This window comes from Herbidospora sp. RD11066 (genome assembly GCF_054661255.1).
This window is the reverse complement of record NZ_BAAGDO010000006.1, coordinates 375191-398895: the sequence shown is the minus strand read 5'-3', so window position 1 is coordinate 398895 and position 23705 is coordinate 375191. Positions and strand designations below refer to the sequence as shown.

Sequence of the window (23705 nt, the reverse complement as noted above, 5' to 3'; positions counted from 1 at the left end):
CCCCGAAACGGCGTGGAATCGATTCACCTCGCCGTAGGTTCTGTAGATGAAACAGACCGTGAGAAAGGCTTCCAGTCGTGTACGACCCGACGGATCTCTACCGGCTCGACGGTGACGCCCCCGAGCTGACCGATCCGGTGCTGCTCTACCACTTCGAAGGCTTCGTCGACGCGGGCGGAGCCGGGCGGCTGGCGCTCGGGCACCTGATGACCGAGCTGGACCACCGGGTCGTGGCCACCTTCGACGTCGATCGACTGCTCGACTACCGGTCGCGGCGGCCGGTCATGGTGTTCGACACCGACCGCTGGGTCGAGGCCGACATGCCCGAGCTGACGCTCCACCTGGCCCATGATCTAACGGGAACCCCGTTCCTGCTGCTCACCGGCCCCGAGCCCGACCGCGAGTGGGAGCTGTTCACCGAGGCGATCGGCATGCTCGCGACCCGGCTGAACATCGGCAAGATGGTGACGATCCACGGCATCCCGATGGGCGTCCCGCACACCCGCCCGATCGGCCTGACCGCCCACGGCAGCCGTCCCGAGCTGATCAACGGCCAGGTGAGCCCGTTCGGCAAGGTGCAGGTCCCCGGCAGCGTGGCCGCCCTGCTCGAACTGCGGCTCGGCGCCAAGGGCCACGACGCCCTCGGCTACTCGATCCACGTCCCCCACTACCTGGCCCAGGCGGAATACCCGCAGGCCGCGGTGACCGCCCTTGAGGCGATCACGAGGGGCACCGGCCTGGTCTTCCCGATGGACGCCCTCCGCGACGCCGCCGACAAGACCACGACCGAGATCGAGGAGCAGATACAGGCCAGCGCCGAGCTCTCGGGCGCCATCGCGGGCCTGGAGCAGCAGTACGACGCCTTCACCGCGGGCAAGGACAACCTGCTGGCCGAGTCGACCCCGATGCCCACCGGCGACGAACTGGCCGCCCAGTTCGAGGCGTTCCTGGCCGAACGCGACGATCGAGATGGCTGACGATCTCCGGGTCGGGCTGGTCGGCTACGGGCCGGCCGGCGAGTTCTTCCACGCCCCGCTGATCACGGCCACCCCCGGCCTGCGGCTGGCCGCCGTGGTGACCGGCGACCCCGGGAAGGCCGCCCGCATCGGCCCCGGCGTCGCGGTGGTCCGCCACGCCGCCGATCTCCACCCGCTGGTCGACCTGGTCGTGGTCGCCTCCCCGAACCGCACCCACGTGCCGATCGCCTCCGAGGCGCTGCGCGCGGGCCTTCCGGTCGTGGTCGACAAGCCTTTGGCCGCGACCGCCGAAGAGGCGCTGGAGCTGGCCGCGCTGGCCCGCGAACGCGGCCTGCTGCTGACGGTCTTCCACAACCGGCGCTGGGACGGCGACTTCCTGACGATCGGGACGCTCCGCCCCCGCCTGGGCGAGATCCGCCGCTTCGAGTCGCGCTTCGAACGCTGGCGCCCGGTGCCGAAGGGCGGCTGGCGCGAACAGGGCGGCCCGGAAGACCTGGCCGGTCTCCTCTACGACCTCGGCAGCCACCTGGTCGACCAGGCCCTCCAGCTCCTGGGCCCGGTGACATCGGTGTACGCCGAGGCCGACGTGCGGCGCGAGGGCGTGCGGGCCGACGACGACAGCTTCATCGCGCTGACCCACGTGGGCGGCGCGCACTCCCACCTGTGGGTGAGCGCGGTCGCGGCGAACCTGGGCCCGCGCTTCCGTGTGCTGGGCTCCGAGAACGCCTACGTGAAGTGGGGCATGGACCCGCAGGAGGAGCGTCTCCGCGCGGGGCGCAGCCCGGCCGACCCGGGTTTCGGCGACGGCGACCCCGGTCTCCTCGGCAACGAGCCGGTCCCGACCGAGCCCGGAAACTACCGCGCCTTCTACGAGGGCGTCGTCACGGCCCTGCGCGGCGAGGGCCCGCCTCCCGTGACCCCCGAATCGGCCGCCGAGACGTTGACCGTGCTCCGCGCGGCCCGCGTGTCGGCCGACGAACGCCGCGTGATCACCGTCATCTGACGCCGCGGCGCCGGTCCACGATCTGTTCAGTGTCCGTCCAGTCGAGCCGACTAGCTTCGGCGCCATAGGGCGGTCAAGGAGGAAGATCATGAGTTCTTCGGTCAGCGTCGTGCTGGTGCACGGCGCCTTCGCCGACGGGTCGGGCTGGCGGGGCGTGTACGACCTGCTGAAGCAGGACGGCTACCAGGTCAGCATCGTCCAGAACCCCACGTTGTCACTGGAGGGGGACGCCGCGGCGACCCGGCAGGTCCTCGACCGGCAGGAAGGGCCCACCGTGCTCGTCGGGCACTCCTACGGTGGCGCGGTGATCAGTGAGGCCGGCACCCACCCGAAGGTGTCGGCGCTGGTCTACGTCGCCGCGTTCGCGCCCGACACGGGCGAGTCGGTGAGCAGCCTGATCCCCGAGACGCCGCCGCCGGGCGCGCCGGTCCCGCCGATCCTGCCCCCGGTCGACGGGTTCCTGCTCCTCGACCGGGACAAGTTCGCCGGCGCCTTCGCGGGCGACCTGCCGGCCGAGGAGGCCGCGTTCATGGCCGATTCGCAGGTCCCATGGAGTGTCAACGCGCTCGGCGGCGCCGTCACCGAGGCCGCCTGGCGCACCAGGCCGAGCTGGTATCTGGTCGCCACGGAGGACCGGACGATCCCGCCGGACGCGCAGCGGGCCATGTCCGGGCGCGCGGGCTCCACCGTGGTGGAGGCCGCCGGCAGCCACGCGATCTACATCTCCCGGCCGGAGGTCGTCGCCGACCTGATCAGGAAGGCGGCCGCCGGCGTCTGACGTCCGGTCAGTCGCGCAGGCGGGAGCGCAGCGCCGCCGTGTCGGCCTCGGTCCAGCCATGCTGTTCCAGCCAGCCCATCGGGCCGCCGTAGCGGGTGTCGAGGATCTCCAGGAAGTGCTCGATGTACTCGGGCCTGGGGATGTGGCTGTCGGCGGGCTTGGAGTCGAGGTCGACGCGGTAGGTGTCGCTGGAGCGGAGGCGCTCCAGGATCGCGGCGATGCGCTCGCCGGTGGCCGCGTAGTCGGCGATGACCGCCTCGCGGGTGACCCCGGCGACCTCCTCGGCCAGCGCGCACAGCACACCGGTGCGGTCCTTGCCCGCCGCGCAGTGGACCAGCGCGGCGCCGTCGCCGTGGGCCATCACGCGGAGCGCGGCCACCACCGAGTCGGGGCGGTCGCGCAGGTAGCCGTAGTAGTGGCCGGTGACGCGCAGTTCGGGGTCGAGCCGCTCGGCGTCGTTCCAGGGCAGCGCCCGCTCGTCGAGTTCGTCCGACTCGTCGGGGTCGTCGCTGGCGGCGTCGGTGAACAGGCCGCCTTCGGCGAACAGCGTGTGGTGGTGGATCTCCACGTCGGGTTCGTCGACGATCGGGCCGGGGCCCTCCAACCGGACCTCGGTGTTGGACCGCAGGTCGATGACGTCGCGCAGCTTCAGCTCCGTCACCAGCAGGTTCACATCGGCCGGGGTCAGGTCCTGCAGGTTGTCGGCGCGCAGGATCCGGCCCGACTTGGTGAGGCCGCCGTCGACGGTCGGCAGGCCCCCCAGGTCGCGGACGTTGACCGCGCCTTCGAGTGCTATCCAGCGCCCATTCTCATTCATCACGTATCAGCCTATCTGTCGGAAAATGTCGGCCACATGGCAGCTACATGAATCTCCGTACCCCGATCAGCGCGGTGGCCGGGCCTGGTTCAGGACGTCCTGGGCGCGCTGGACCCCCGCCTCGTTGCCGAGGCTCTGGTACATCTCCAGGGCGTGGCGGGCCGGATCGTAGGCCTCGGACAGCCGCCCGGCCCGGATCAGGACCTCCGCCACCGTGCGCAGCCCGCGCGCCTGCCACCACCGGTCGCCCAGGGCCTCGAAGTCGTGGACGGCCCCGCGGAGCATCTCCACCGCCTCGTTCACCCGGCCCAGGCGTTCCAGGACCCGGCCCTGGCTCACCTCCGACCGGGCCACGCCCCACGAGTCGCCCAGCTTGCCCAGCATCTCCTTGGCGTCGCGGACGTTGGCGTACTCGGTGAGCATGTTGGCGGGGTCGCCGATCTCCCCGGCGGCGCGCAGGCTGCGGGCCTGTTCCCACTCCTCGCCGCGGTCGCGGAACGAGCGCACGGCGAACCCGAGCGCGTTCCCGGCCAGTATGAAGTTGCGTTCCGCGCCCGGGGCGTCGCCCCGGTTGAGGAGCATGCGGGCCTCGGCGGCCAGCACCTCGCCGAGGGCCCGCTGGGTCTGCGCCTCCGAGTAGCGGTTCCCGGCGCGCTGGAAGGTGTCGAGCGCCTCCTCCAGCAGTTCGCGGGCCTCGGTGTAGCCGCGCTGGGCCAGGCGGAGCTCGGCCAGGTTGCGCTGGGTGCGGGCGGTCCACCACCCGTCTCCCCCGGCCTTGAAGGCGGTGATGGCGCCGATCAGGTAGTCCTGGCCCCGGTCGAGGTGGCCACTGGTGAACAGGGTCATCCCGACCGCGCGCATGGCGCGGGCCGCCCACCAGGCCTCGTTCTGCTCGGTGAGCAGGTCGAGGGCGCGCTGGGCGTCGCGCAGCGCCTCCTCGCCCCGGCCGACTCCCCCGGCGACGGCCGACCGCTCCAGCAGGGCGATGCCGAGGGCGCGGGGGTCGTCCATGCGTTCGGCGGCCTGGCAGATGACGTCGGCGACGGCCTGCCAGTCGGACCAGTAGGCGCGCAGCGAGTGGCACAGGGAGCAGAAGGCCCGGCCGATGCCCCACGCCAGGTCCCACTGCTCCAGCTGCTGGGCGGTGTGCACGGCCGACAGCAGCGACAGGCGTTCGGCGGAGAACCAGGTGCCCGAGGTGATCTCGGGACTCTTCGAGAGCCGGACGGCCGGCTCGGCGCGTCCGGGGCGGGGGCTCCAGTCCTGGGGCCAGCGGGTGGCGGCGGCGGCCTCGGCGCGGCGGCGGTAGCCGTACAGGACGCGTTCCATGGCGTTGTGGCGGGCGGGGGCGTGGTCGGCGCGCTGCTCCTGGGCGAACAGGCGGACCAGGTCGTGGAGGCGGTAGCGGGTCTGCCCGGCCAGGTCGCGGCCGGTCACTTCGGCGAGGTGGCTGGCCACGAGCGCTTCGAGCTGGTCGGCTCCGTCGGTCTCGGAGACGTCGAGCAGGTCGCCGGCCACCCAGTCGGGGACGTCGGGGGCCGGGAAGCGCGCCAGCAGGCGTAACAGGCGGCGCTGGGTGCCGGTGCACTCGTCGTAGGACAGCTGCAGCGAGGCCCGGACGCTCTTGTCGAGCTCCTTGCCGACCTCCAGGTTGTCGAGGCGGCGGCTCTCGAGTTCGAGGCGGTCGTACAGATCGAACAGGGACCAGTGGGTGCGGGTGGCCAGCCGGCCGCCGCAGATGCTGATGGCCAGGGGCAGCCGGTCGCAGGCCCGGACGATGCCGAGCGCGGCGTCGAGGTCGGCGGCCACCCGTTCGGAGCCCGCCAGGCGGGCCAGCAGTTCGACGCCCTGGGCCTCGGTGAAGGCGGTCACCTGCTCGTCGTAGGTGTTGCGCAGCATCAGCGACCTGCGGGAGGTGACGATGACGGCGCAGCCCGGCTCGGTCGGGATGAGGTCCTTGACCTGGTCGCCGTCCTGGGCGTTGTCGAGGAAGATCAGCAGGCGGCGGCCGGCGGTCCACGTCCACCAGAGTTTCTGCAGTTCGCGCAGGCTCCCGACGTCGGTGGTGAGGCGGGCGCCCAGCGCCCGCAGGAAGGCCATCAGCACCTCCTCGGGACGGACCGCGCCGTCGGCGCCGCGCAGGTCGAAGTAGAGCTGGCCGTCGGGGTAGCGGGGGGCCATCTCGTGGGCGAAGCGGGCGGCCAGCGCCGACTTGCCGACGCCGCCCTGGCCGTAGAGGGAGGCCACGATCGGGGAGTCGCCGTCCCGCTCGGCGAACAGGCCGCGCAGGGTGGCCAGGAGCTCGGCCCGGCCGGTGAAGTGGGCGATCACGGGCGGCAGTTCGGCGGGAGTGGGCGTGCCGCCCGGCTTGGCCTTGCGGTCGCGGCGGCCCGCGGGGTCGGCGGTGGCCCAGGCGAGCACCCCCGCCATCACCGCGGCGGCGCCGGTGATGCCGAGTCCGGCGGCGACCGGGAGGTCCCAGATGTTGGTGACGGCCGCCATCGCGCTCGCCACGGCGGCCACCACGCCCACGGCGGCCGGGGCGGCGAAGGACGTGCGGCGCGACGGCGAGCGATCGCCGTCGTCGTCGCGGGGGGCTTCCGACATCCTGTGGTCCCCTCAGGAAGGTGATCTAGTCAGGATTCAAGCACGCGTATCACCATTCATCCGCAACTCCGAGTCTGTTGGACGAAATGGCCGTAATGTATGGCGTTCAGTGATCGAACGTTCTGGGGAGAGGGATGTCGCGGCCGGTCGTCCGGATGATCGTTCTGGTATCGATGCTGGTCGCGGGGTTACTCACCGCGCAGCCCGCTGCCGCCGCCCCCAAGACCCACCTGGTGGGAACGTGGTCGGCCGCGGTGGATCGGCTGCCGACGGCGATCGGCGGGCAGACCGTGCGCATGATCGTCAGGTTGTCGGTGGGCGGCCCGGGACTGCGCATCCGGCTGTCGAATGTTTACGGATCGGGCGCGATCGTGCTGCGCTCGGTGCACGCCGGGCTCCAGGCCTACGGCGCCGAGATCGAGACCGGCACCAACCGCCCGGTGCTCTTCAAGGGCAGGAACTATGTACGCATCCCGGCCGGCCAGGCGGCGTGGAGCGATCCGCTCCCGGGGAGGTACGTGCGCGGCAGTGACCTGGTGGTCAGCGTGTTCGTCCCCGGCAACCACTCGCGGGTGACGGGCCACGAGCGGGCCTACGCGACGACCTTCCTGTCCGACCCCGGCGACCACGCCGCCAAGGACGACGGCTGGAAGTTCACGTACACCAGCACGCAGTGGTATTTCCTCGACCGCGTCGCGGTCACCGCACCCACGGCCGTGCCCTCCGTGGTCGCCATCGGCGACTCGCTCACCGACGGCGCGGGCCAGCCGACCGACTCCAACCGCCGCTGGACCGACTTCCTCAACCAGCGCCTCAAGGGCAAGGCGGCGGTGCTGAACATGGGCATCGCGGGCAACCGCCTGCTCCAGCCGGTGACCGGGCCCAGCGTCTACTCCCGTTTCGGCCGCGACGCCCTCGGCCAGCCGGGGGTCAGAACGGTGGTCGTGTACGCCGGCATCAACGACATCACCAAGGGTGCCTACACCTCGGCGGCGCCGTTCATCAGGGCGTACAAGAACCTCATCAGGTTCGCCCACCGGCACAAGGTGAAGGTCGTCGGCGCCACGCTGACCCCCTTCTACGGCTATCCCGCCTGGACGGAGGACCGCGAGGCGGTGCGGCAGCAGGTGAACCAGTGGATCCGCACCAGCGGCGCCTTCGACGCCGTGGCCGACTTCGACGCGGCGCTGCGCGACCCCACCTACCCCGACCAGCTGCGGGCCTCCTATGATTCGGGTGACCACATCCACCTGAGTGACGCGGGCCGCCGGAAACTGGCCTATTCGATCCGGTTGTCCCAGATCGTCTGAGACATCCGGTTCACGTGTGGATCACCGCGCGTTCAGCGTGGCGTCACCGGGTTTCGCCACGCTTTCGCGCATGCACAACAGGACCCTCCTCACCGGCGTGCTCGTCGCCGGACTGCTCGCCGCCACTCCCGCCGAGGCCGCGACCGCCCACAAGGGGCTCTCGCTCCAGTTCCTCGGCCGTTACACCACCGGCGCCTTCGACGCCGGCGCGTCGGAGATCACCGCGTACGACGCCAGGACCCGCCGGGTCTTCGTCGTCAACGCCCAGGCCGGCACCGTCGACGTGCTCGACATCCGCAACCCGAGGGCCCCCAAGAAGGTCGGCACCCTGGCGACGCCCGGCGCCAACAGCGTCGCCGTCAAGAACGGCCTCATCGCGGTCGCCCAGCAGGCCGACGACAAGACCAAGCCCGGCACGGTGAGCTTCTTCTCGGCGTCGACGCTCCGCAAGTCGCGGTCGGTCACCGTCGGCGCGCTGCCCGACATGGTGACCTTCACCCCCGACGGCTCGAAGGTCCTGGTCGCCAACGAGGGCGAGCCCGAGGGCTACTGCGAGGGCAACGTCGACCCCGAGGGCTCGATCAGCATCATCGACGTGCGCCGCGGCTCGGTGAAGACGGCCGACTTCAAGAAGTACATCGGCCGCGAGGACCGGCTCCGCGCCCAGGGCATCCGTATCTACGGCCCGAAGGCCAACGCCGCCCAGGACTTCGAGCCCGAGTACATCACCACCGACAAGTGGGGCCGCACCGCCTGGGTCTCGCTCCAGGAGAACAACGCGTTCGCCGTCGTCGACCTGCGCTCGGGCCGCGTCGAGGACGTCGTCCCGCTCGGCCTGAAGGACCACAGCCGCCCCGGCAACGGCCTGGACGCCTCCGACAAGGACGGCAAGATCAACATCGTGCCGCGTCCGGTCAAGGGCATGTACCAGCCCGACGCCCTGGCCTCCTACCAGGCCCGCGGCCGCACCTACATCGTCGCCGCCAACGAGGGCGACGCCCGCGACTGGGAGTGCTTCGCCGAGGAGGTCCGCGTCAAGGACCTCAAGACCACGCTGCCCGACGCGCTCAAGGCCGACGCCGAGCTGGGCCGCCTGACCGTCACCTCGACCTCGCCGAAGAACGCCGAGGGCGTCACCACCGAACTGCACGCCATGGGCGGCCGTTCGGTCTCGATCCGCGACACCGAAGGCCGCCTCGTGTGGGACTCGGGCGACCAGATCGAGAAGCTCGTCGCCAAGGAGCTCCCGGCCGAGTTCAACTCCGACCAGGAGAACAAGTCCTTCGACACCCGCAGCGACAACAAGGGCCCCGAGCCCGAGGGCGTGGCCGTCGGTGACATCCGTGGCCGCACCTACGCCTTCGCCGGCCTGGAGCGCGTCGGCGGCATCGTGGCCTTCGACGTGAGCGACCCCCGCCACCCGAAGATCGTCGACTACGTGAACAGCCGCGACTTCACCGGCTCGGTCGAGGGCGGCACCGGCGGCGACTCGGGCCCCGAGGGCGTCCTGTTCATCCCCGCCTCCGACAGCCCCACCCACAAGCCGCTTCTCGTGGTCGGTCACGAGATTTCCGGCACGACCGCCGTTTACGAGATCCGCTGACGGATTACGGTTTGGGGCATGGTGACCCCGCTCGACCCTGACGACCCGCGCTCCCTGGGCGACTACCGGCTGACCGGACGCCTCGGGGAGGGCGGTCAGGGGATCGTGTACCTGGGCGTGGCGCCGTCGGGTCTCCTCGTGGCGGTCAAACTGCTCCGGGGCGCCGACGACGGCGTCCGCCACGCGCTGTCCCGCGAACTCGCCGCTCTGCGGAACGTGGCGCCGTTCTGCACGGCCCGCGTCCTGGCCGCCGACGTGGCCGGGCGGCGGCCTTACGTGGTGTCGGAGTACGTCGAGGGGCCGTCCCTCCAGGAGCGGGTGGCCTCGGCCGGGCCGCTGGCGGGCGGCGAGCTGGAGCGCCTGGCCGTGGGCACGGCGACCGCCCTGGCGGCCATCCACGCGGCTGGGGTGGTGCACCGGGACTTCAAGCCGGGCAACGTGCTGCTGGGCCCCGACGGCCCTCGGGTGGTCGACTTCGGGATCGCCCGCCCGAGCCAGAGCGACACGATCACGGGCGGCCTCATCGGAACGCCCGCCTACATGGCGCCCGAGCAGATCGCGGGCCAGCCCGCCTCGGGCGCCTCCGACGTGTTCGCGTGGGGCGTGACGATCGTCTACGCGGCGACGGGCCGGGCGGCCTTCGGCGCCGATTCGGTGGCCTCGGTCCTGCACCGCATCATGACCGTGGAACCGGACGTGTCGGGCGTGCCCGTGGCGTTGCGGGGCCTGGTGACGCGGTGCGTGGCGAAAGACCCGGCTCAGCGTCCGACGGCGCAGGAGGTGTTGCTGACCCTGGTGGGCGCGGCCCCCGACCCGCTGAGGGCGGGCGAGGCGGCGGCCCACGCGCCCGCCGGTCACCCGGCACCGGCTTTCGGGAGAGAACCCGCGCCCCACGGATCGGCTTACGACCCGGCGCCCGGCTTGTGGGCCGGTGATCCCGATCGGCGGCAGTTCACCCAGCCACCTTCGTGGGCGGGCCCCGCGACCAACGGCACCCCGGGCGGACCGCCCGCCCCAGCCCCGCCGGCGAGCCGCAAGGCGCTGGCGTTCGCCTTCGCCGCGATCGGGGCGGCTCTGTTCGCGGTGGCGACCCTCGTCGTGCCGCCGCTGCTCGCACCAACCGATGACCCAGAGCCGACTCCGAAGCCCGCGGTGACCGTGACGGCCACGGAGGTCTACTCGGTGGCGCCCATCCCCACCCCGAAGCCCACCGGCACGGGGACCTCGTTCCCCTCGGACAAGGGGATCCCCGCAGCGTTCGCGGGGACGTGGGAGGGCCACATCGTGCCGACCACCCCGGCGATGAGCGAGCACGACATCGAGATCGACCTCGACGCGGGCGAGAAGACGGGGAAGTGGCGCGAGGACCCGTGCGAGGGCACCCTGACCCTCACCTCCTCCTCCGCCGACACCACCGAGTTCCGCCTCGACGACCTGGGCGGCGCCTGCATCCCGGGCGACGTGACCCTGACCCTGAAGGGCGACCGGATCGACTACGTCTGGAACGACGACCTCGGCCTCGTCACGTACACCGGCCAACTGACCCGCAAATAGCTCAGCGGATCCCGAGACTCTCGATCAGCGCGCCCATGCCACTACCGGGATCACGCTCCATGGGACCGCACGCCGCTCCGGCCCGGACATGGGTGCAGCCGTCGTCGGCGCACCTCTTCTCCAGCCGACGGGCACGATCGGCGGCGTTGACGATGTTCGGGGCCAAGTCGGCCGCGCGGGCATCGGTGATGCGCTTGGCCCGCTCGAAGCCCGCCCAGGCCTCCCGCTGGGTGAGCCGCCTGACGATCTCCCGGCTCGACCCGTTCTGCGGCACGTCGTAGGCGGAGAAATGGAGATACAGCCAGAACTCGAAGGAGGGGTGGGAGAACGCCACCCGGACCTTGGGGGCCTGCCGTGCCAGCCGTTCGAGCGCCAGGGGGATCCCCGAATGCTGGTCACGATCGAAAATTGCCCAGATCTCCGTGTACTGATCGCCATCCGATCCAGCGACCCGGATGGCGAATTCGGCGACCTGCTCCGGTGTCATGTCGTCGCGTCTGGAGCCGGGCGAGGGCATGTCTATCCGGAACGAGCAGGTGGCGCCATAGAGGTTCTGTAACAGCGTCAGGTAGTCGTATTCGGTCACGCGTCCCTCGCAGACGGCGAAGAACACCCGATCGGCCACCCGTGGACGCCTGCCCGCAGTGAGGCTGGAACCGCGCCTGCGTCTGCGGTCCGTCCGGTCAGGACTCACCGGCGACCTCGGAAACGCCCCGGCCCAGTTCCCCCGGAGTGACGCGAGGGGTGCCGCCATAGCGGCCCACCAGGTAGCCGCGTTCGAGGTTCTCGTCCTTGCGCGGTGGCGGCTGGAGCCCCGACACGGCGTAGAGCTCCGTGGCGCCGGAGGCGTTCTTCTCGGTCATCCAGACCGCGTCGCGGTCGAGGATGCGGCCACCGCCGGGGAGCGGGCGCAGGAGGGTGGCGTCGTGCGTCGTGAAGATCAACTGGGCGCCCGACCGATTCACCTCAGGATCCTCGAACATGCGGATGACTTCGGTGACCAGCACCGGGTGGAGGCTGGCGTCGAGTTCATCGACGAGCAGGACCAAGCCCTGATCGAGAGCGTCGAGCAGAGGGCTGAGCAGGCCGAACCAGGCCCGTGTGCCGAGTGACTCCTGATCGAACCGCAACGGCTTGCCGCTATGAAGGAACTGGATCCTGCTCTCGGCGAGTGCCCGGGAGTCGAAACCCGTGATCCCCTGGTCTGCGACGGTCAGCAGCCGGGTGATCCGGTCACGGTAGGCCTGGCTGGCGATCAATCTGCCCGTGTAGAGGGACAGCCTGGGTGCCTCCCGAAGAAACCACCGCGACTGTCTCGCCGGAGTCAGCACCGGAGGTATGCCGAGGAACCAGCTGAACACCGGCGTGAGCTGCTCGTTGTTCCATTCTGCGGCCACCGAGAGGAACAGCGCGTCAGCCCGGGTCTTGCGTACGAGATCCTGCTTGTCGCCCTTGAGTGATCCGGGGAACTGGAAGTCGTCGTCGGCGCGGTCGAACCACACCTGCCGTCGCCCCCGGGGATAGGCGTGCAGCCACTCCCCCCTGACCCTCTCGTCGTCGATCTCGAACCCATAGGTGTAGCGGACGCCAAGGATCTCCAGGTCGGCCTCGAAATAGGACGGCGTGCCTGAGATGGCGTCGTCGAGCGCGAACGCGATCCGCCGTTCGGGTGCAGGGTCGTTGAACCAGCCCACGCTCGAGAGGACCACCTGTCGCATGAGTTCCAGCCCGCTGATGATGTTGGTCTTGCCCGAGGCATTGGCGCCGTAGATGGCCACCACGGGCAGCACCGCGAGGGCCTTGCCCCCTTCACGGGTGGAGATCGGGCGCGCGGAACCTTCGTTGAGCTCGGTGGCGATCAGCGAGAGTTGCTGTTCGTCACGCAACGACAGCACATTGGCCAGCCGGAAGTTGAGCAGCACGACAGGCACCTCCCCCGCCAAAGAATAGCCCTCTCATGCGGATTTCCCGCACGAGAGGGCCTCAAATCATCGCCCGAGCCGCTCGGCCAGTTCGGTGAGGCTGTCGACGATCATGTCGGCCTTGGCGGCGTCGTCGCGGCGGGCGTGCAGGAAGCCCCAGGGGCCGCGGCGGATCAAAGCCGTCTGCATCCCCGCCGCCAGGGCCGGGAGCACGTCGTTGTCGACGCGGTCGCCCACGTAGAGGATCTCGTCGGGGGCGTGGCCGGTCACCGCGAGGACCTTGTCGAAGAACACCGGGTCGGGCTTGGAGACGCCCCAGCCAGCGCTCGTGTAGATGCCGTCGTGGGGCAGGTCCATGGCGGCGAGCTGGGTGTAGGCCTGGATGGGCTGGTTCCCGGCGATCACCACCTGGTAGCCCGCGTCGCGCATCGCGGAAAGCGACGACCGCACGTCGGGGTAGAGGTCGTCGGCGTCGAAGTTCTCGCGCAGGCCGTCGGGGTCGTCCTTCTCCCAGGCCGCCAGTTCGCCCGCGAAGTCGAACCCCGGGCGGACGATCTCGAAGGCGGCCCGGTAGGAGCCGTTGGTGGCGGCCATCGCGCCCAGGACGCCCATCAGCGTCATCGGGGTCACGCCGAGGCGCTCGGCCCAGCGCCACCAGATGCGCGACTCGTCGATCAGGGTCTCGCCGACGTCGAGCACCACGGAGCGGATCGTCATAGCTGGGCCATCGCCTTTCTGATGCGTTTCTCCGACACCGGGGTGGGGGTGCCGAGTGTCTGGGCGAAGAAGCTCACCCGTAGTTCTTCGAGCATCCAGCGGATCTCGCCCACCGCCGCCGCGTTCCGCCGGGCCGGGGGCAGGCTCGCCACCAGGTCGCGGTAGTCGTCTTCCAGGTCGTGGACCTGGTGCATCAGGGTGCGGTCGCGGTGGACGTCGTCGGGAAGCTTCTCCAGGCGGCGTTCGACCGCGCGGAGGTAGCGGTGCAGGTCGGGGAGGCGGCGGTAGCCGGTCTCCGTCACGAAGCCCGTGTGGATGAGGGACTTCAGCTGGTCTTCGATGTCGGTCTTGATGTCGGGCGGGCCCGCCAGTTTGTTCTGGACGGCATGCCAGACGCCCAGCACCTTCTCCACCCGGAGCACGGTCTCCCAGGTCACTTCGTAGAGGTCTCCGCGGACCTGGTCGAGCAGGGACGTGAAGGACAACTCATCCCACACGGGGCCCTTCGCGTCGGCGATGAGCTTGTCGGCGGCGCACGCGACGCAGTCGTCGAACAGGGCCGGCGCGCCCCCGTGGGGGCTGCGCGACAGGGACAGTTTCTCGGACGTCGACAGGCCCCGCAGGATCTGCTTCGACGGTGAGACCACGTTGAGCAGGACCAGGCGGCGAGTCCCGGTCCACATGGCGCGCTCCTGTTCCTCCGCGGTTTCGTACATGCGGACGGAAACCGAGGTCCCCTGGTCGGTCAGGGCCGGGTAGGCCTTGAGGCGGCCCTGTTCGAAGACCTTCGGGAGGGTGCCGATGGTCCACTTGGTGACCCCGGCCTGTTCCAGGGAGTCGGCGGCCTCGGACAGCGTCTCGCGGATCTTCGGGGCCAGGCGGCGCTTGAGGCCCTGGAGGTCCTTGTCTTCGGCGACCGTGTGGCGTTTGTCGTCGACGACCCGGTAGGTGACCCGCAGGTGGTCGGGCAGGGCGTCGATGTTCCACGCCTCGCGGGGGACGCTCACGCCGGTCTGCCGGTAGAGCTCGCGCTCGAGGGCGTCGAGCAGCGGTTCGCTGCCCGGCTTGACCTCGGCCAACACCGCCTTCGCGTAGTTCGGGGCGGGGACGAAGTTGCGGCGGATGTGCTTGGGCAGCGAGCGGATCAGGGCCGTCACGAGCTCCTCGCGCAGGCCGGGGATCTGCCAGTCGAGGCCCGTGTCGGTCACCTGGTTGAGGACCGACAGCGGCACGTGCACCGTCACGCCGTCGGCCTCGGTGCCGGGTTCGAACTGGTAGGTCAGCTTCATCCGGTGGCCGCCCTGGCGGACGGCGTCGGGATAGTCGCGGGCCGAGACGCCCGAGTTCTCGTTGACGAGCATCTCGGGGGTGAAGGTCAGCGACGACTTGTCGGGTTCCTTCTTCCACCACGCGTCGAAGTGGGCGCCCGAGACCACGTCGGAGGGGATGCGCTGGTCGTAGAAGTCGAACAGGGTCTCGTCGTCGACGACGATGTCGCGGCGGCGGGCCTTCTCCTCCAGCTCGGCCGCTTCGGCGAGGAGTTTGCGGTTCTCGTGGAAGAAGCGGTGGTGGGTGCGCCAGTCGCCCTCGACCAGGGCGTTGCGGATGAACAGCTCGCGGGAGAGCTCGGGGTCGATGCGGCCGTAGTTGACCTTGCGCTCGGTGACGATCGGGACGCCGTAGAGGGTGACCTTCTCGTAGGCGACCACGGCGGCCTGGTCTTTTTCCCAGTGGGGCTCGCTGTAGGTGCGTTTGACCAAGTGCTGGGCGAGCGGTTCGACCCAGGCCGGTTCGATCTTGGCGTTGACCCGCGCCCACAGGCGGGAGGTCTCCACCAGTTCGGCCGACATGACCCACTGCGGCTGCTGCCGGGCCAGGGCCGAGCCGGGGAAGATGGCGAAGCGGGCGTTCCTGGCGCCGATGTACTCGGTCATCGGGCGGCGGCCGCCGGGCTGGTCTTTCTTCGCGACGTCCTTCACGCCGATGTGGGACAGCAGGCCCGACAGCAGCGACAGGTGCACCCGCTGCGGGTCGGCGTCGGCCGTGTTGAGCACCACGCCCAGAGTGCGGGCGACCGAGCGGAGCTGCGCGTCGATGTCCTGCCATTCGCGGACGCGCAGGTAGTTGAGGTATTCCGCCTTGCACAATCTCCGGAACGCGCCCGACGACAGTTCCTTCTGCTGTTCGCGCAGGTAGCGCCACAGGTTCAGGTAGGTCATGAAGTCGGACTCCTTGTCGGAGAACCGACGGTGCTTCTCGTCTGCGGCCTGCTGCTTCTCGGCGGGTCTCTCGCGCGGGTCCTGGATCGACAGCGCGGCGGTGATGATCATCACTTCGCGGGCGCAGCCGTTGGTCTGCGCCTCCAGGATCATGCGGGCCAGGCGGGGGTCGACCGGGAGCTGGGCCAGCTTGCGGCCCATCGAGGTGAGGCCGCCGGAGTCGAGGGCGCCGAGCTCCTGGAGCAGGTTCACGCCGTCTTTGACCTGGCGCTGGTCGGGCGGCTCGACGAACGGGAACGCCGAGATGTCGCCGAGGCCCAGGCTCGTCATCTGGAGGATGACGCTGGCCAGGTTGGTGCGCAGGATCTCGGGGTCGGTGAACTCCGGGCGCCCGATGAAATCCTCTTCGCTGTAGAGGCGGATGCAGATGCCGTCGCTCGTACGGCCGCACCGCCCCTTCCGCTGGTTCGCCGACGCCTGGGAGATCGCCTCGATCGGCAGCCGCTGCACCTTCAGGCGGTGGCTGTAGCGGGAGATGCGGGCGTTGCCGGGGTCGATGACGTATTTGATGCCCGGCACGGTCAGCGAGGTCTCGGCGACGTTGGTCGACAGGACGATCCGGCGCCGCGACCCCCGCTGGAAGACCAGGTGCTGCTCGGCGGCCGACAGGCGGGCGTAGAGCGGCAGCACCTCCTCTCGGCGGCCCTTCAACGCGTCGGCGGTGTCGCGGATCTCGCGTTCGCCGCTGAGGAAGACCAGGATGTCGCCGGGGCCCTCGGCCACCAGCTCGTCGACGGCGTCGACGATGGCCTGGGTCTGGTCGTCCTGATCGTCGTCGATGGGGCGGTAGCGGACCTCGACCGGATAGGTGCGGCCGCTGACCTCGACGATCGGGGCGTCGCCGAAATGGCGCGAGAAGCGCTCGGGGTCGATGGTGGCCGAGGTGATGATGACCTTGAGGTCGGGGCGCTTCGGCAGGAGCTGTTTCAGGTAGCCGAGGATGAAGTCGATGTTGAGGCTGCGCTCGTGGGCCTCGTCGATGATGAGGGTGTCGTACTGGCTCAGGAAGCGGTCGGTCTGCATCTCGGCCAGCAGGATGCCGTCGGTCATCAGTTTGACCAGGGTGTGGTCGCTCGACTTGTCGGTGAACCTGACCTTGTAGCCGACCGCCTCGCCGAGCTCGATGTTCAGCTCTTCGGCGATGCGCTCGGCGACGGTGCGGGCGGCCAGGCGGCGCGGCTGCGTGTGGCCGATCTGGCCCTGCACGCCCCGCCCGAGTTCGAGGCAGATCTTGGGGAGCTGGGTGGTCTTGCCCGACCCCGTCTCGCCCGCGACGATCACGACCTGGTGGTCGCGGACGGCTTCGAGCAGGTCGTCGCGCCGCTGGCTGACGGGCAGCTGCTCGGGGTAGGTGATCGCGGGCAGCGCCGCCCGGCGGGCCGCGACCCGCGTTTCCGCGGCCTCGACCTCGCCCGACAGCTCGGTGAGAATCTTCTGGCGTGCCTTCGGGTCGCGTACCTTGCGCACGCCGTCGACGCGACGGCGCAACCGGCGCTGGTCGCGCAGCATGAGGCCGGACAGGCGGGTCTGGAGATCGGAGAGCGTGTTCATCCCATCCTCAAGGATAGGCAGCCCGCCCAGGCCTCCGGCCACTGGTTTTAACCGGCGTACTTGTACCCCACGTTGCGTACCGTGACGATCCGCGCGGCGTGCCGGCCCAGCTTGCGGCGCAGTCTCAGGATGTGGACGTCGACCGTCCGCGCCCCCGCGTCGTCGTAGCGGTCCCACACGGCGGCGAGCAGCTGGCGCCGGTTGTAGACCCGGCCCGGCGCGGCGGCCAGGTAGTCGAGCAGCTCGAACTCCCGGTAGGTCAGGTCGATCTCGGCGCCGTCGGCCACGACGGTGCGGCTCTCGCGGTCGATCTGGACCTCACGCTGACCGGTGGACTGCGACGGCTTGCCCGTCGCGCCGACGATGTATCCGACGACCACGAGCGAGGCTCCCGTCTCGGGCAGGGGGATGACACCCAGCACGGCGCCCTCGCCGGGCTCGGCTCCGGCTCCTGCGATGTCGCGCTGGCGAGCCATGAGATCGATGACAGTCGCATGGGTCATGGTCGTCCCCTTTCCTAGTAGTTGGAGGAAACAATACCACCTATCCCAGTAGGAATTAAGGGTTAAGACTGACCCTCTTTCTGCGGGGTAGCACGGGCCTCCGTGAAGACGATCGCTGTTGTCGCGCATCAGAAGAAGACGCTCGGCGGGGGTCTCGACCGGCTCCGGTCGCTGTTGGCCGAGCACCACGACGGTGAACTGCTCTGGTACGAGGTCCCGAAGAGCAAGAAGGCGCCCAAGGCGGCCAGGAAGGCCCTGAAGAACGGGGCCGAACTGGTCTTCGTCTGGGGCGGCGACGGGACCGTGCAGCGCTGCGTCGACGTGCTGGCCGGATCGAAGGCCGCGGTCGCCATCCTGCCCGCCGGGACGGCCAACCTGCTCGCCCACAACCTGGGCGTCCCCACCGACCTCGACGAGGCCGTCCGCATCGGGTTCCACGGGCGGCGCGAGCGGCTCGACCTCGGCAAACTCAACGGCGAGCACTTCGCCGTGATGGCCGGGGCCGGGTTCGACGCCGAGATGATCGCCGACGCCGACCGGGGGCTGAAGGAGCGGATGGGCAAGTTCGCCTACTGGTGGACGGGCCTGCGGCACGCCGGTTCCAGCGTGGTCGCCACCCGCGTCGACCTCGACGGCGAGCGCTGGTTCGAGGGCGACGCGAGCTGCGTGCTGTTCGGGAACGTCGGCACGGTCGGCGGCGGCATCGAGGCCTTCGACGACGCCAAACCCGACGACGGGTGGCTGGAGGTCGGCGTGTCGACGGCCAAGGGGCCGATCGAGTGGGCGCGGACCCTCGGCCAGATGTCGTCGGGACGCTCCGACGAGTCGCCGTTCCTGCGCATCACCCGGGCGAAGAAGGTGACGGTCCGGTTCGCGGCGCCCACCACGTACGAGATGGACGGCGGCGCCCGGGGACGGGCCACCAAGCTCAAGGTGAAGGTCGTCCCCAAGGCGATCACCTTCTGCGTTCCGGACGCGGCGCCCTACGCGAAGTCGGCCTGAACAATGGAAAGGTCCCGGCCGGGCGGCCGGGACCTGGGGTAATAAGGGCCCGGCCGGTTGACCCGGGCCCCAGGTCAGCCCTTCATACGGCGGGAACCTCCGGTCGTCCGCCGCGACGGCGTCGCCGTCCGCCGCGTGGTCCCGCCCGCGGAACCGGCGGTGCGGCGCGCGTTCGACCGCGTGGTGCCGCCGGACTTCGACGCCCCGGTCGAGCGGCTCGACGAGGTCCGCGAGGATCCGTTCGAGCGTGCCGCCGAGGTCCGAGAGGTCCCCGTCGAGCGGGTCGTCGACGTCCGCGGCGTCCGTGAGGTCCCCGTCGAGCCGGTGGTCGAGCGGCCCGTCGTGCTCTTGGACGTGCCGTAGGTGGTCGACGTGGCGATCCGGCTCTTCGCCGGCGTGCGGCGGGTCGAGGCGGTCGCGGCGGTCCTGCGGGACGTGCCGGACGTCGCCGCCTTGCGGCCACCGGTCGTGGTCGAGCGCCGGTTCGGGGTGGTCTTCGTGGTGGTCCTGCGGGCGGCGCTGCGGGTGGCACCCGTGGTGGCGCGGGCGGTGCGGGGCCGCGATGAGGCAGTGGTGGAACGGCGCGTGGTGGTGCGGGAACGGGTGGGCGCACCCATCGAGTCGGCGGCCAGCGCGGCGCCGATGATGCCGGCCTCGTTCAGGAGCTTGGCCGGGACGACCTTGGTCCGCAGGTCGATCATCGGCAGGTACTTGTCGCTCTTCTTGCTGATGCCACCGCCGAGGACCATCAGGGCCGGGCTGAAGAGCATTTCCATGTGGCGCAGGTACTGACCGATGCGCTTGGCGTATTTGTCCCATGACATGTCGCGTTTGTCGCGGGCGGCGTCGGACGCCCTCGACTCGGCTTCCTTACCCTTGAGTTCGAGGTGGCCGAACTCGGTGTTGGGCACCAGCTTTCCGCCCATGAACAGGGCGCTGCCGATGCCGGTGCCGATGGTGAGGACCAGGACGACGCCCTGGTTGTTCTTTCCGGCGCCGAACGCCATCTCCGCCATGCCGGCGGCGTCGGCGTCGTTGATGACCATGACGCTCTTGAGTTTCTTGCCGAAGAGCTTCTGGGCGTTGACGCCGATCCACGACTTGTCGACGTTCGCGGCCGAACGGATCTCTCCGTCGACCACCACCCCCGGGAAGGTGATTCCCACCGGGCCGGTCCACTTGAAGTGGTCGACGACCAGGGATACGACCTCCGCGATCGCCTTCGGCGTGGCCGGCTGCGGGGTCGGGATTCGCAGGCGCTCCGCCATGAGTTCGCCCGTTTTCGTGTCAACGGGCGCGCCCTTGATTCCGGAGCCGCCGATGTCGATGCCGAGAACGTTCATACTCGGAGCGTTACCCGGAAGTAACACCGTCATTCCCCCATACCAGCGCCTCCGTCTCGGGTAACGGACACCGCGCGGCCGGTCACGCACTTTTCCGCGAAGACGCGGGAAGCGTGGTTTTCTCGTCGGGCACGAGGTTTCCGGTGACGGCGCGGTCGGTCGGTTCACCTTCCCTCAGCGCCGCTCCCCCCGATCCGGGGTCGATCGATTCCGGGAACGGGCTTGACCATTCCCGGGGGAAACCGCCGGGCGCCGACCCGGCGGTTCCCCTCGGGGCGGGGCCTAGACGTACACCCCGAACTCCCAGAGTGAGTAGCCCCACGGTGTGCCGCGCTGCGTCATCTCCACCCGCACGTACCGGGCGGTCGCCGTCAGGTTCAGGCTGTCGAAGCCGCCGTCACCCGTGGTGGTCGCGTACGACTCGGTCCACGTGGTTCCGTTGGTGCTGGTCAGGATCCGGTACGACTTCCCGAACGCCCCCTCCCAGGCCAGCTGCACGTGCTTGACCGCCTGGTTGGAGCCCAGGTCGACCTGGATCCACTGCGGGTCGGCCCACTCACTGGCCCAGCGGCTCGTGTAGCTGCCGTCGGTCGCCCGCGCGGCGTTGAACGGGCCGCCGTCGCCGGTCGCCTGGAAGGTCGACGCGGTGGTGGTCTTGCCGACGGCCACGTTGGTGCCGGGCGCGGTGGGCGGGGTGACGCGGAACGACTTCGTCTCGATGCCGACGTTGCCGTGGCCGTCGTAGGCGTACACGTACACCTTCCAGACGCCCATGGCCTGCGGCGCCGTCACCGAGAACCGGCCGGGGGCCGTCTCGGTGAAGCGCACGTGGTCGAAGCCGCGGTTCCCGTTGACGTGCTTGTTGGAGAACATCAGGTTGTAGCGGATCAGGTCGCCGTTCGGGTCGGTCGTGTTGGTCTCGACGACGAACTGCGAACCGGCGGGCACCGCCGTCTGGTTCTGCACGGTCATCGAGTTGATCTCCGGCGGGGTGTTCGCCGAGGCCACGCCCGTGTACGCCTTCTTCAGCGAGTGGTAGCCGTGCCGCCGCCAGCCGCCCGTGAGGGTGTTGAGCCAGACGCCGCCGAAGTCGTTCTCCAGGCCGTAGTGGAACTGGGTGGCGCCCAGGGCGACGCCGGTGTGGCCGTGGATGGCGTTGTAGCTGGCCGTGTACATGTCGCGTTTCTGCAGGTCGGTCGGCTCGGTCGGCACCCCGTTGACGTCGTTGGGGACCTCCCACTCGCCGTCGGGTCCGGCCTCGGTGACGATGTAGGGCTTGGTGTAGTTGCCGGCGATCCAGTCGGTGCGGACGGTGTGGATGGCGCCGTAGGAGTTGACCGCCAGCAGGTCGAGGGCGGGCGAGTGGGCCTTGTAGTAGGTCCACGCGAAGGTGTACGCGTCGGTCGAGGTCACCGGGTGGTTCGGGTCGGCCGCCTTGATGGCCACCGCGACCTCGTTCACGAACTGGGCGTAGGCGATCCGGCGCGCCTCGACGGTCGCGGCCGGCAGGCCGTGGTCCTGCATGGTGAGGATGACCTCGTTGCCGACGTCCCACATCAGAACGCCCTGGCGGCCCTTCAGCGCGTTCACCCGGGCCACGATCTCGGCCTTCACCGCGGTCTTGTAGGCCGTGTCGTTCACGTAGTCGGCGCCCTGGTTGAGCCAGTGGCCGACGATCACCTTCATGCCGTGCTGGGCGGCCTTGTCGAGCAGCGCCGGGGTGGCGTCGTCGACGCCCCAGATGCGGATCGTGTTGACGCCCATGTTCTTCAGGTCGCGCATGTAGCCGTCACCGGCGCCCTGCGGCGGGCCGTAGGTGAGGCCCTTGACCTCCCACGGCTGGCCGTTCACCTGGAGCTGCCAGTTGCCCTGGGTGCCGGTGACCCGCACGACCGAGGGGCCCGCCGGGGTCGCGGGGTCGGTCATGGCGGGCGGGGTCGTACCGGTCTGGCGGGCGACCTGGACCCAGTCGACGCTCAGCACGCCCCCCGGCGTGGTCGCGGCCGTCGGGGTCGTCTGACCGGCCAGCGCGTTCGGCAGCGAACCGCCGATGGCCAGGTCGAAGCGCAGGTAGAACCCGTGATGAAGGGCCGCCTGCCAGGCCGCCACACCGACCTGGGACTCCCTGATGACCCAGGTCTGCCGGCCGTCGAGGTAGAACCGGATCTCCTCGTCGGTCTTGGTGCGGTCGATGACCTGCGCGTAGTCGTGGTAGCCGGTCTGGCAGCCCGTACACGAGGCGAAACCGCTGGTCCGGCCGTCGTACTCGTTGCAGACGCCCTGCGGCGCGGTGCCGCAGTGGAGGGTCTGGGCGAGCTGGCTGCGGCCGTTGACGTTGGTCATGATGTCGGTCTCGCCGACACCGGGCCAGTTGTTGTAGTTGCCCCGGTATGCGGCTCCGGTGGCACGGAAGCCGGGCCAGTAGCCGAGGGCGTTGGCGACGTCGGGCTGCTTGAGGCGGGCGCTGAAGCGGAGCATCTGGCCGGGCAGCGGGGCGAAGTCGGTGCGCTGGGTCTCGACCCGGCCGGAGGTCCAGGCTCCGGCGCCGTCGCGCAGGGCCTTGATCTCCAGGAAGCCCTGGCCGTTGAGGGCGACGTTCGCGGTGGAGGCGCTCATCGTCTCGACCTCGCCGGTGCCCCAGTTGGCGGCGCCGCCGGGGTACTGGGTGCCGGTGCGCAGCAGCCAGTTGGCCGCGCTCGGGGAGGTTCCGGCGCCGCCGGTGAAGTCGTCACGCCAGACCTCGGTCCAGTCGCCCGGCTCCTCGGGCTCCTCCGGTTCCTGGGTGCCGCCGCCGGAGTAGACGGCCATCTCCCAGAGGCTGTAGCCCCAGCCGGAGTTGCGCGCGGTGCCGTACATGCGGAGGTAGCGGCCGGTGCCGCTGACGTTGATCGTCTGGGTGCCGCCGGTGCCGGTCGTGGTGCTGTGGAGGTCGGCCCAGGTCGTGCCGTTGGTGCTCGACTGGATCTTGTACGCGGTCGCGTAGGCCCCCTCCCAGGTCAGCGTCACCTTGCAGACCGGCAGTGCCGAGCCCAGGTCGACCTGGAGCCACTGCGGGTCGCTGTAGGCGCTGGACCACCGGGTGGTCGCCGAGCCGTCGAACGCGGCGCTCGCCGGAGTGCCGGCGTTCTCCAGGCTGGAGGCGGTGGCGGTCTTGCCCTGGGCGACGTTCGTGGTTCCGCAGGTGCCACCCGGGTTGGTGGTTCCCCCGGGGCCGAAGACCTGGAACTCCCAGAGCGAGTAGCCGTAACCGGTGCCGCGCTGGGTGCCGTTCAGCCGCACGTAGCGCCCCGAGCCGGTCACCGCGAGGGTCTGCACGCCGCCGGTGCCGGTGGTGGTCGAGTAGACATTGGTCCAGGTCGTGCCGTTGTCGCTGGTCTGGATGGTGAAGGCGCGGCCGTAGGCGGCCTCCCAGTGGAGGACGACCTGGGTGATCTGCTGCGTGGTGCCGAGGTCGGCCTGGATCCACTGCGGGTCACTGAAGTTGGACGCCCACCGGGTGGTGAGGTCGCCGTCGAAGGCCGCGCCGGGGAGGAACGCGCCTTCCGATGAGGAGGCGGTCGCGGGCTTGCCCTGCGAGATCGGCGGGTCGGCGGCCGCCGCCGGTGGGGTGACGGCCAGCCCGGTCGCGAGGAGCGCGACCAGGGTGGCGATGAACAGGCCTAAGCGGGACACGGCCGCTCCTTGGGGGGTGAAGGGGCTTCACGGTTGGAGAGCGCTCTCCAAAACAAGAGACTCGCTT

At 70.2% G+C, this 23705-nt stretch carries 16 protein-coding genes; 7 read left to right on the top strand and 9 right to left on the bottom strand.

Annotated elements, in window-relative coordinates; all coding sequences use genetic code 11:
- The first annotated feature begins 77 nt into the window (after positions 1-77).
- From ACYQ78_RS24700 to ACYQ78_RS24690, 3 genes are all read left to right on the top strand, one after another.
- Positions 78-977 carry a proteasome assembly chaperone family protein gene (locus ACYQ78_RS24700; RefSeq protein ID WP_459803274.1) on the top strand — a complete coding sequence of 300 codons (900 nt, stop codon included), beginning with the start codon at positions 78-80 and terminating at the stop codon, positions 975-977.
- Positions 970-1980 (top strand): Gfo/Idh/MocA family oxidoreductase, encoded by a 1011-nt coding sequence (locus ACYQ78_RS24695; protein ID WP_459803273.1) that lies wholly within the window; start codon positions 970-972, stop codon positions 1978-1980. The genes ACYQ78_RS24700 and ACYQ78_RS24695 overlap by 8 nt, the downstream gene beginning before the upstream one ends.
- An 88-nt stretch (positions 1981-2068) precedes the next feature.
- Positions 2069-2758: an alpha/beta fold hydrolase gene (locus ACYQ78_RS24690; RefSeq protein ID WP_459803272.1), complete on the top strand. Its 690-nt coding sequence runs from the start codon at positions 2069-2071 to the stop codon at positions 2756-2758.
- Positions 2759-2765: 7 nt separating this feature from the next.
- On the opposite strand, the gene ACYQ78_RS24685 is transcribed toward ACYQ78_RS24690, so the two are convergent.
- Together ACYQ78_RS24685 and ACYQ78_RS24680 are read right to left on the bottom strand one after the other, a co-directional pair.
- Positions 2766-3575, bottom strand: a complete 810-nt coding sequence (locus ACYQ78_RS24685) for a tyrosine-protein phosphatase (RefSeq protein WP_459803271.1) — start codon at positions 3573-3575, stop codon at positions 2766-2768.
- A gap of 66 nt (positions 3576-3641) precedes the next feature.
- Positions 3642-6182 carry a tetratricopeptide repeat protein gene (locus ACYQ78_RS24680; RefSeq protein WP_459803270.1) on the bottom strand — a complete coding sequence of 847 codons (2541 nt, stop codon included), beginning with the start codon at positions 6180-6182 and terminating at the stop codon, positions 3642-3644.
- Between the two features lie 155 nt (positions 6183-6337).
- Between ACYQ78_RS24680 and ACYQ78_RS24675 the strand changes: the two genes are divergently transcribed.
- The 3 genes from ACYQ78_RS24675 to ACYQ78_RS24665 all read left to right on the top strand — a co-directional run bounded on the left by ACYQ78_RS24675 (position 6338) and on the right by ACYQ78_RS24665 (position 10649).
- On the top strand, positions 6338-7492 hold the full coding sequence (locus ACYQ78_RS24675; RefSeq protein ID WP_459803269.1) for an SGNH/GDSL hydrolase family protein: 1155 nt from the start codon (positions 6338-6340) through the stop codon (positions 7490-7492).
- Positions 7493-7562: 70 nt separating this feature from the next.
- The gene (locus ACYQ78_RS24670) at positions 7563-9095 is read left to right on the top strand and encodes a choice-of-anchor I family protein (RefSeq protein WP_459803268.1); all 1533 of its coding nucleotides are present in this window, start codon (positions 7563-7565) and stop codon (positions 9093-9095) included.
- Between the two features lie 18 nt (positions 9096-9113).
- A complete protein-coding gene (locus ACYQ78_RS24665; protein ID WP_459803267.1) occupies positions 9114-10649 on the top strand; it encodes a serine/threonine protein kinase in 1536 nt (511 codons plus the stop codon).
- 1 nt (position 10650) lies between these two features.
- On the opposite strand, the gene ACYQ78_RS24660 is transcribed toward ACYQ78_RS24665, so the two are convergent.
- From ACYQ78_RS24660 to ACYQ78_RS24640, 5 genes are all read right to left on the bottom strand, one after another.
- Entirely contained in the window at positions 10651-11274 is a 624-nt protein-coding gene (locus ACYQ78_RS24660) for an RloB family protein (protein WP_459803266.1), read from the bottom strand.
- 58 nt (positions 11275-11332) lie between these two features.
- Entirely contained in the window at positions 11333-12571 is a 1239-nt protein-coding gene (locus ACYQ78_RS24655; RefSeq protein WP_459803265.1) for an AAA family ATPase, read from the bottom strand.
- 66 nt (positions 12572-12637) lie between these two features.
- Positions 12638-13288: an HAD family hydrolase gene (locus ACYQ78_RS24650; RefSeq protein WP_459803264.1), complete on the bottom strand. Its 651-nt coding sequence runs from the start codon at positions 13286-13288 to the stop codon at positions 12638-12640.
- Positions 13285-17118, bottom strand: a complete 3834-nt coding sequence (hrpA, locus tag ACYQ78_RS24645; RefSeq protein ID WP_459803263.1) for an ATP-dependent RNA helicase HrpA — start codon at positions 17116-17118, stop codon at positions 13285-13287. The genes ACYQ78_RS24650 and hrpA overlap by 4 nt, the downstream gene beginning before the upstream one ends.
- 47 nt (positions 17119-17165) lie before the next feature.
- Positions 17166-17621, bottom strand: a complete 456-nt coding sequence (locus tag ACYQ78_RS24640; protein WP_459803262.1) for a winged helix-turn-helix domain-containing protein — start codon at positions 17619-17621, stop codon at positions 17166-17168.
- Between the two features lie 102 nt (positions 17622-17723).
- Here ACYQ78_RS24640 and ACYQ78_RS24635 point away from each other — a divergent pair, with 102 nt between their 5' ends.
- Complete coding sequence (locus ACYQ78_RS24635) at positions 17724-18623, top strand: diacylglycerol/lipid kinase family protein (protein WP_459803261.1); 900 nt, start codon at positions 17724-17726, stop codon at positions 18621-18623.
- Positions 18624-18697: 74 nt separating this feature from the next.
- On the opposite strand, the gene ppgK is transcribed toward ACYQ78_RS24635, so the two are convergent.
- Entirely contained in the window at positions 18698-19966 is a 1269-nt protein-coding gene (gene ppgK / locus ACYQ78_RS24630) for a polyphosphate--glucose phosphotransferase (RefSeq protein WP_459803260.1), read from the bottom strand.
- Between the two features lie 282 nt (positions 19967-20248).
- On the bottom strand, positions 20249-23638 hold the full coding sequence (locus tag ACYQ78_RS24625) for a discoidin domain-containing protein (RefSeq protein ID WP_459803259.1): 3390 nt from the start codon (positions 23636-23638) through the stop codon (positions 20249-20251).
- Between the last annotated feature and the right edge of the window lie 67 nt (positions 23639-23705).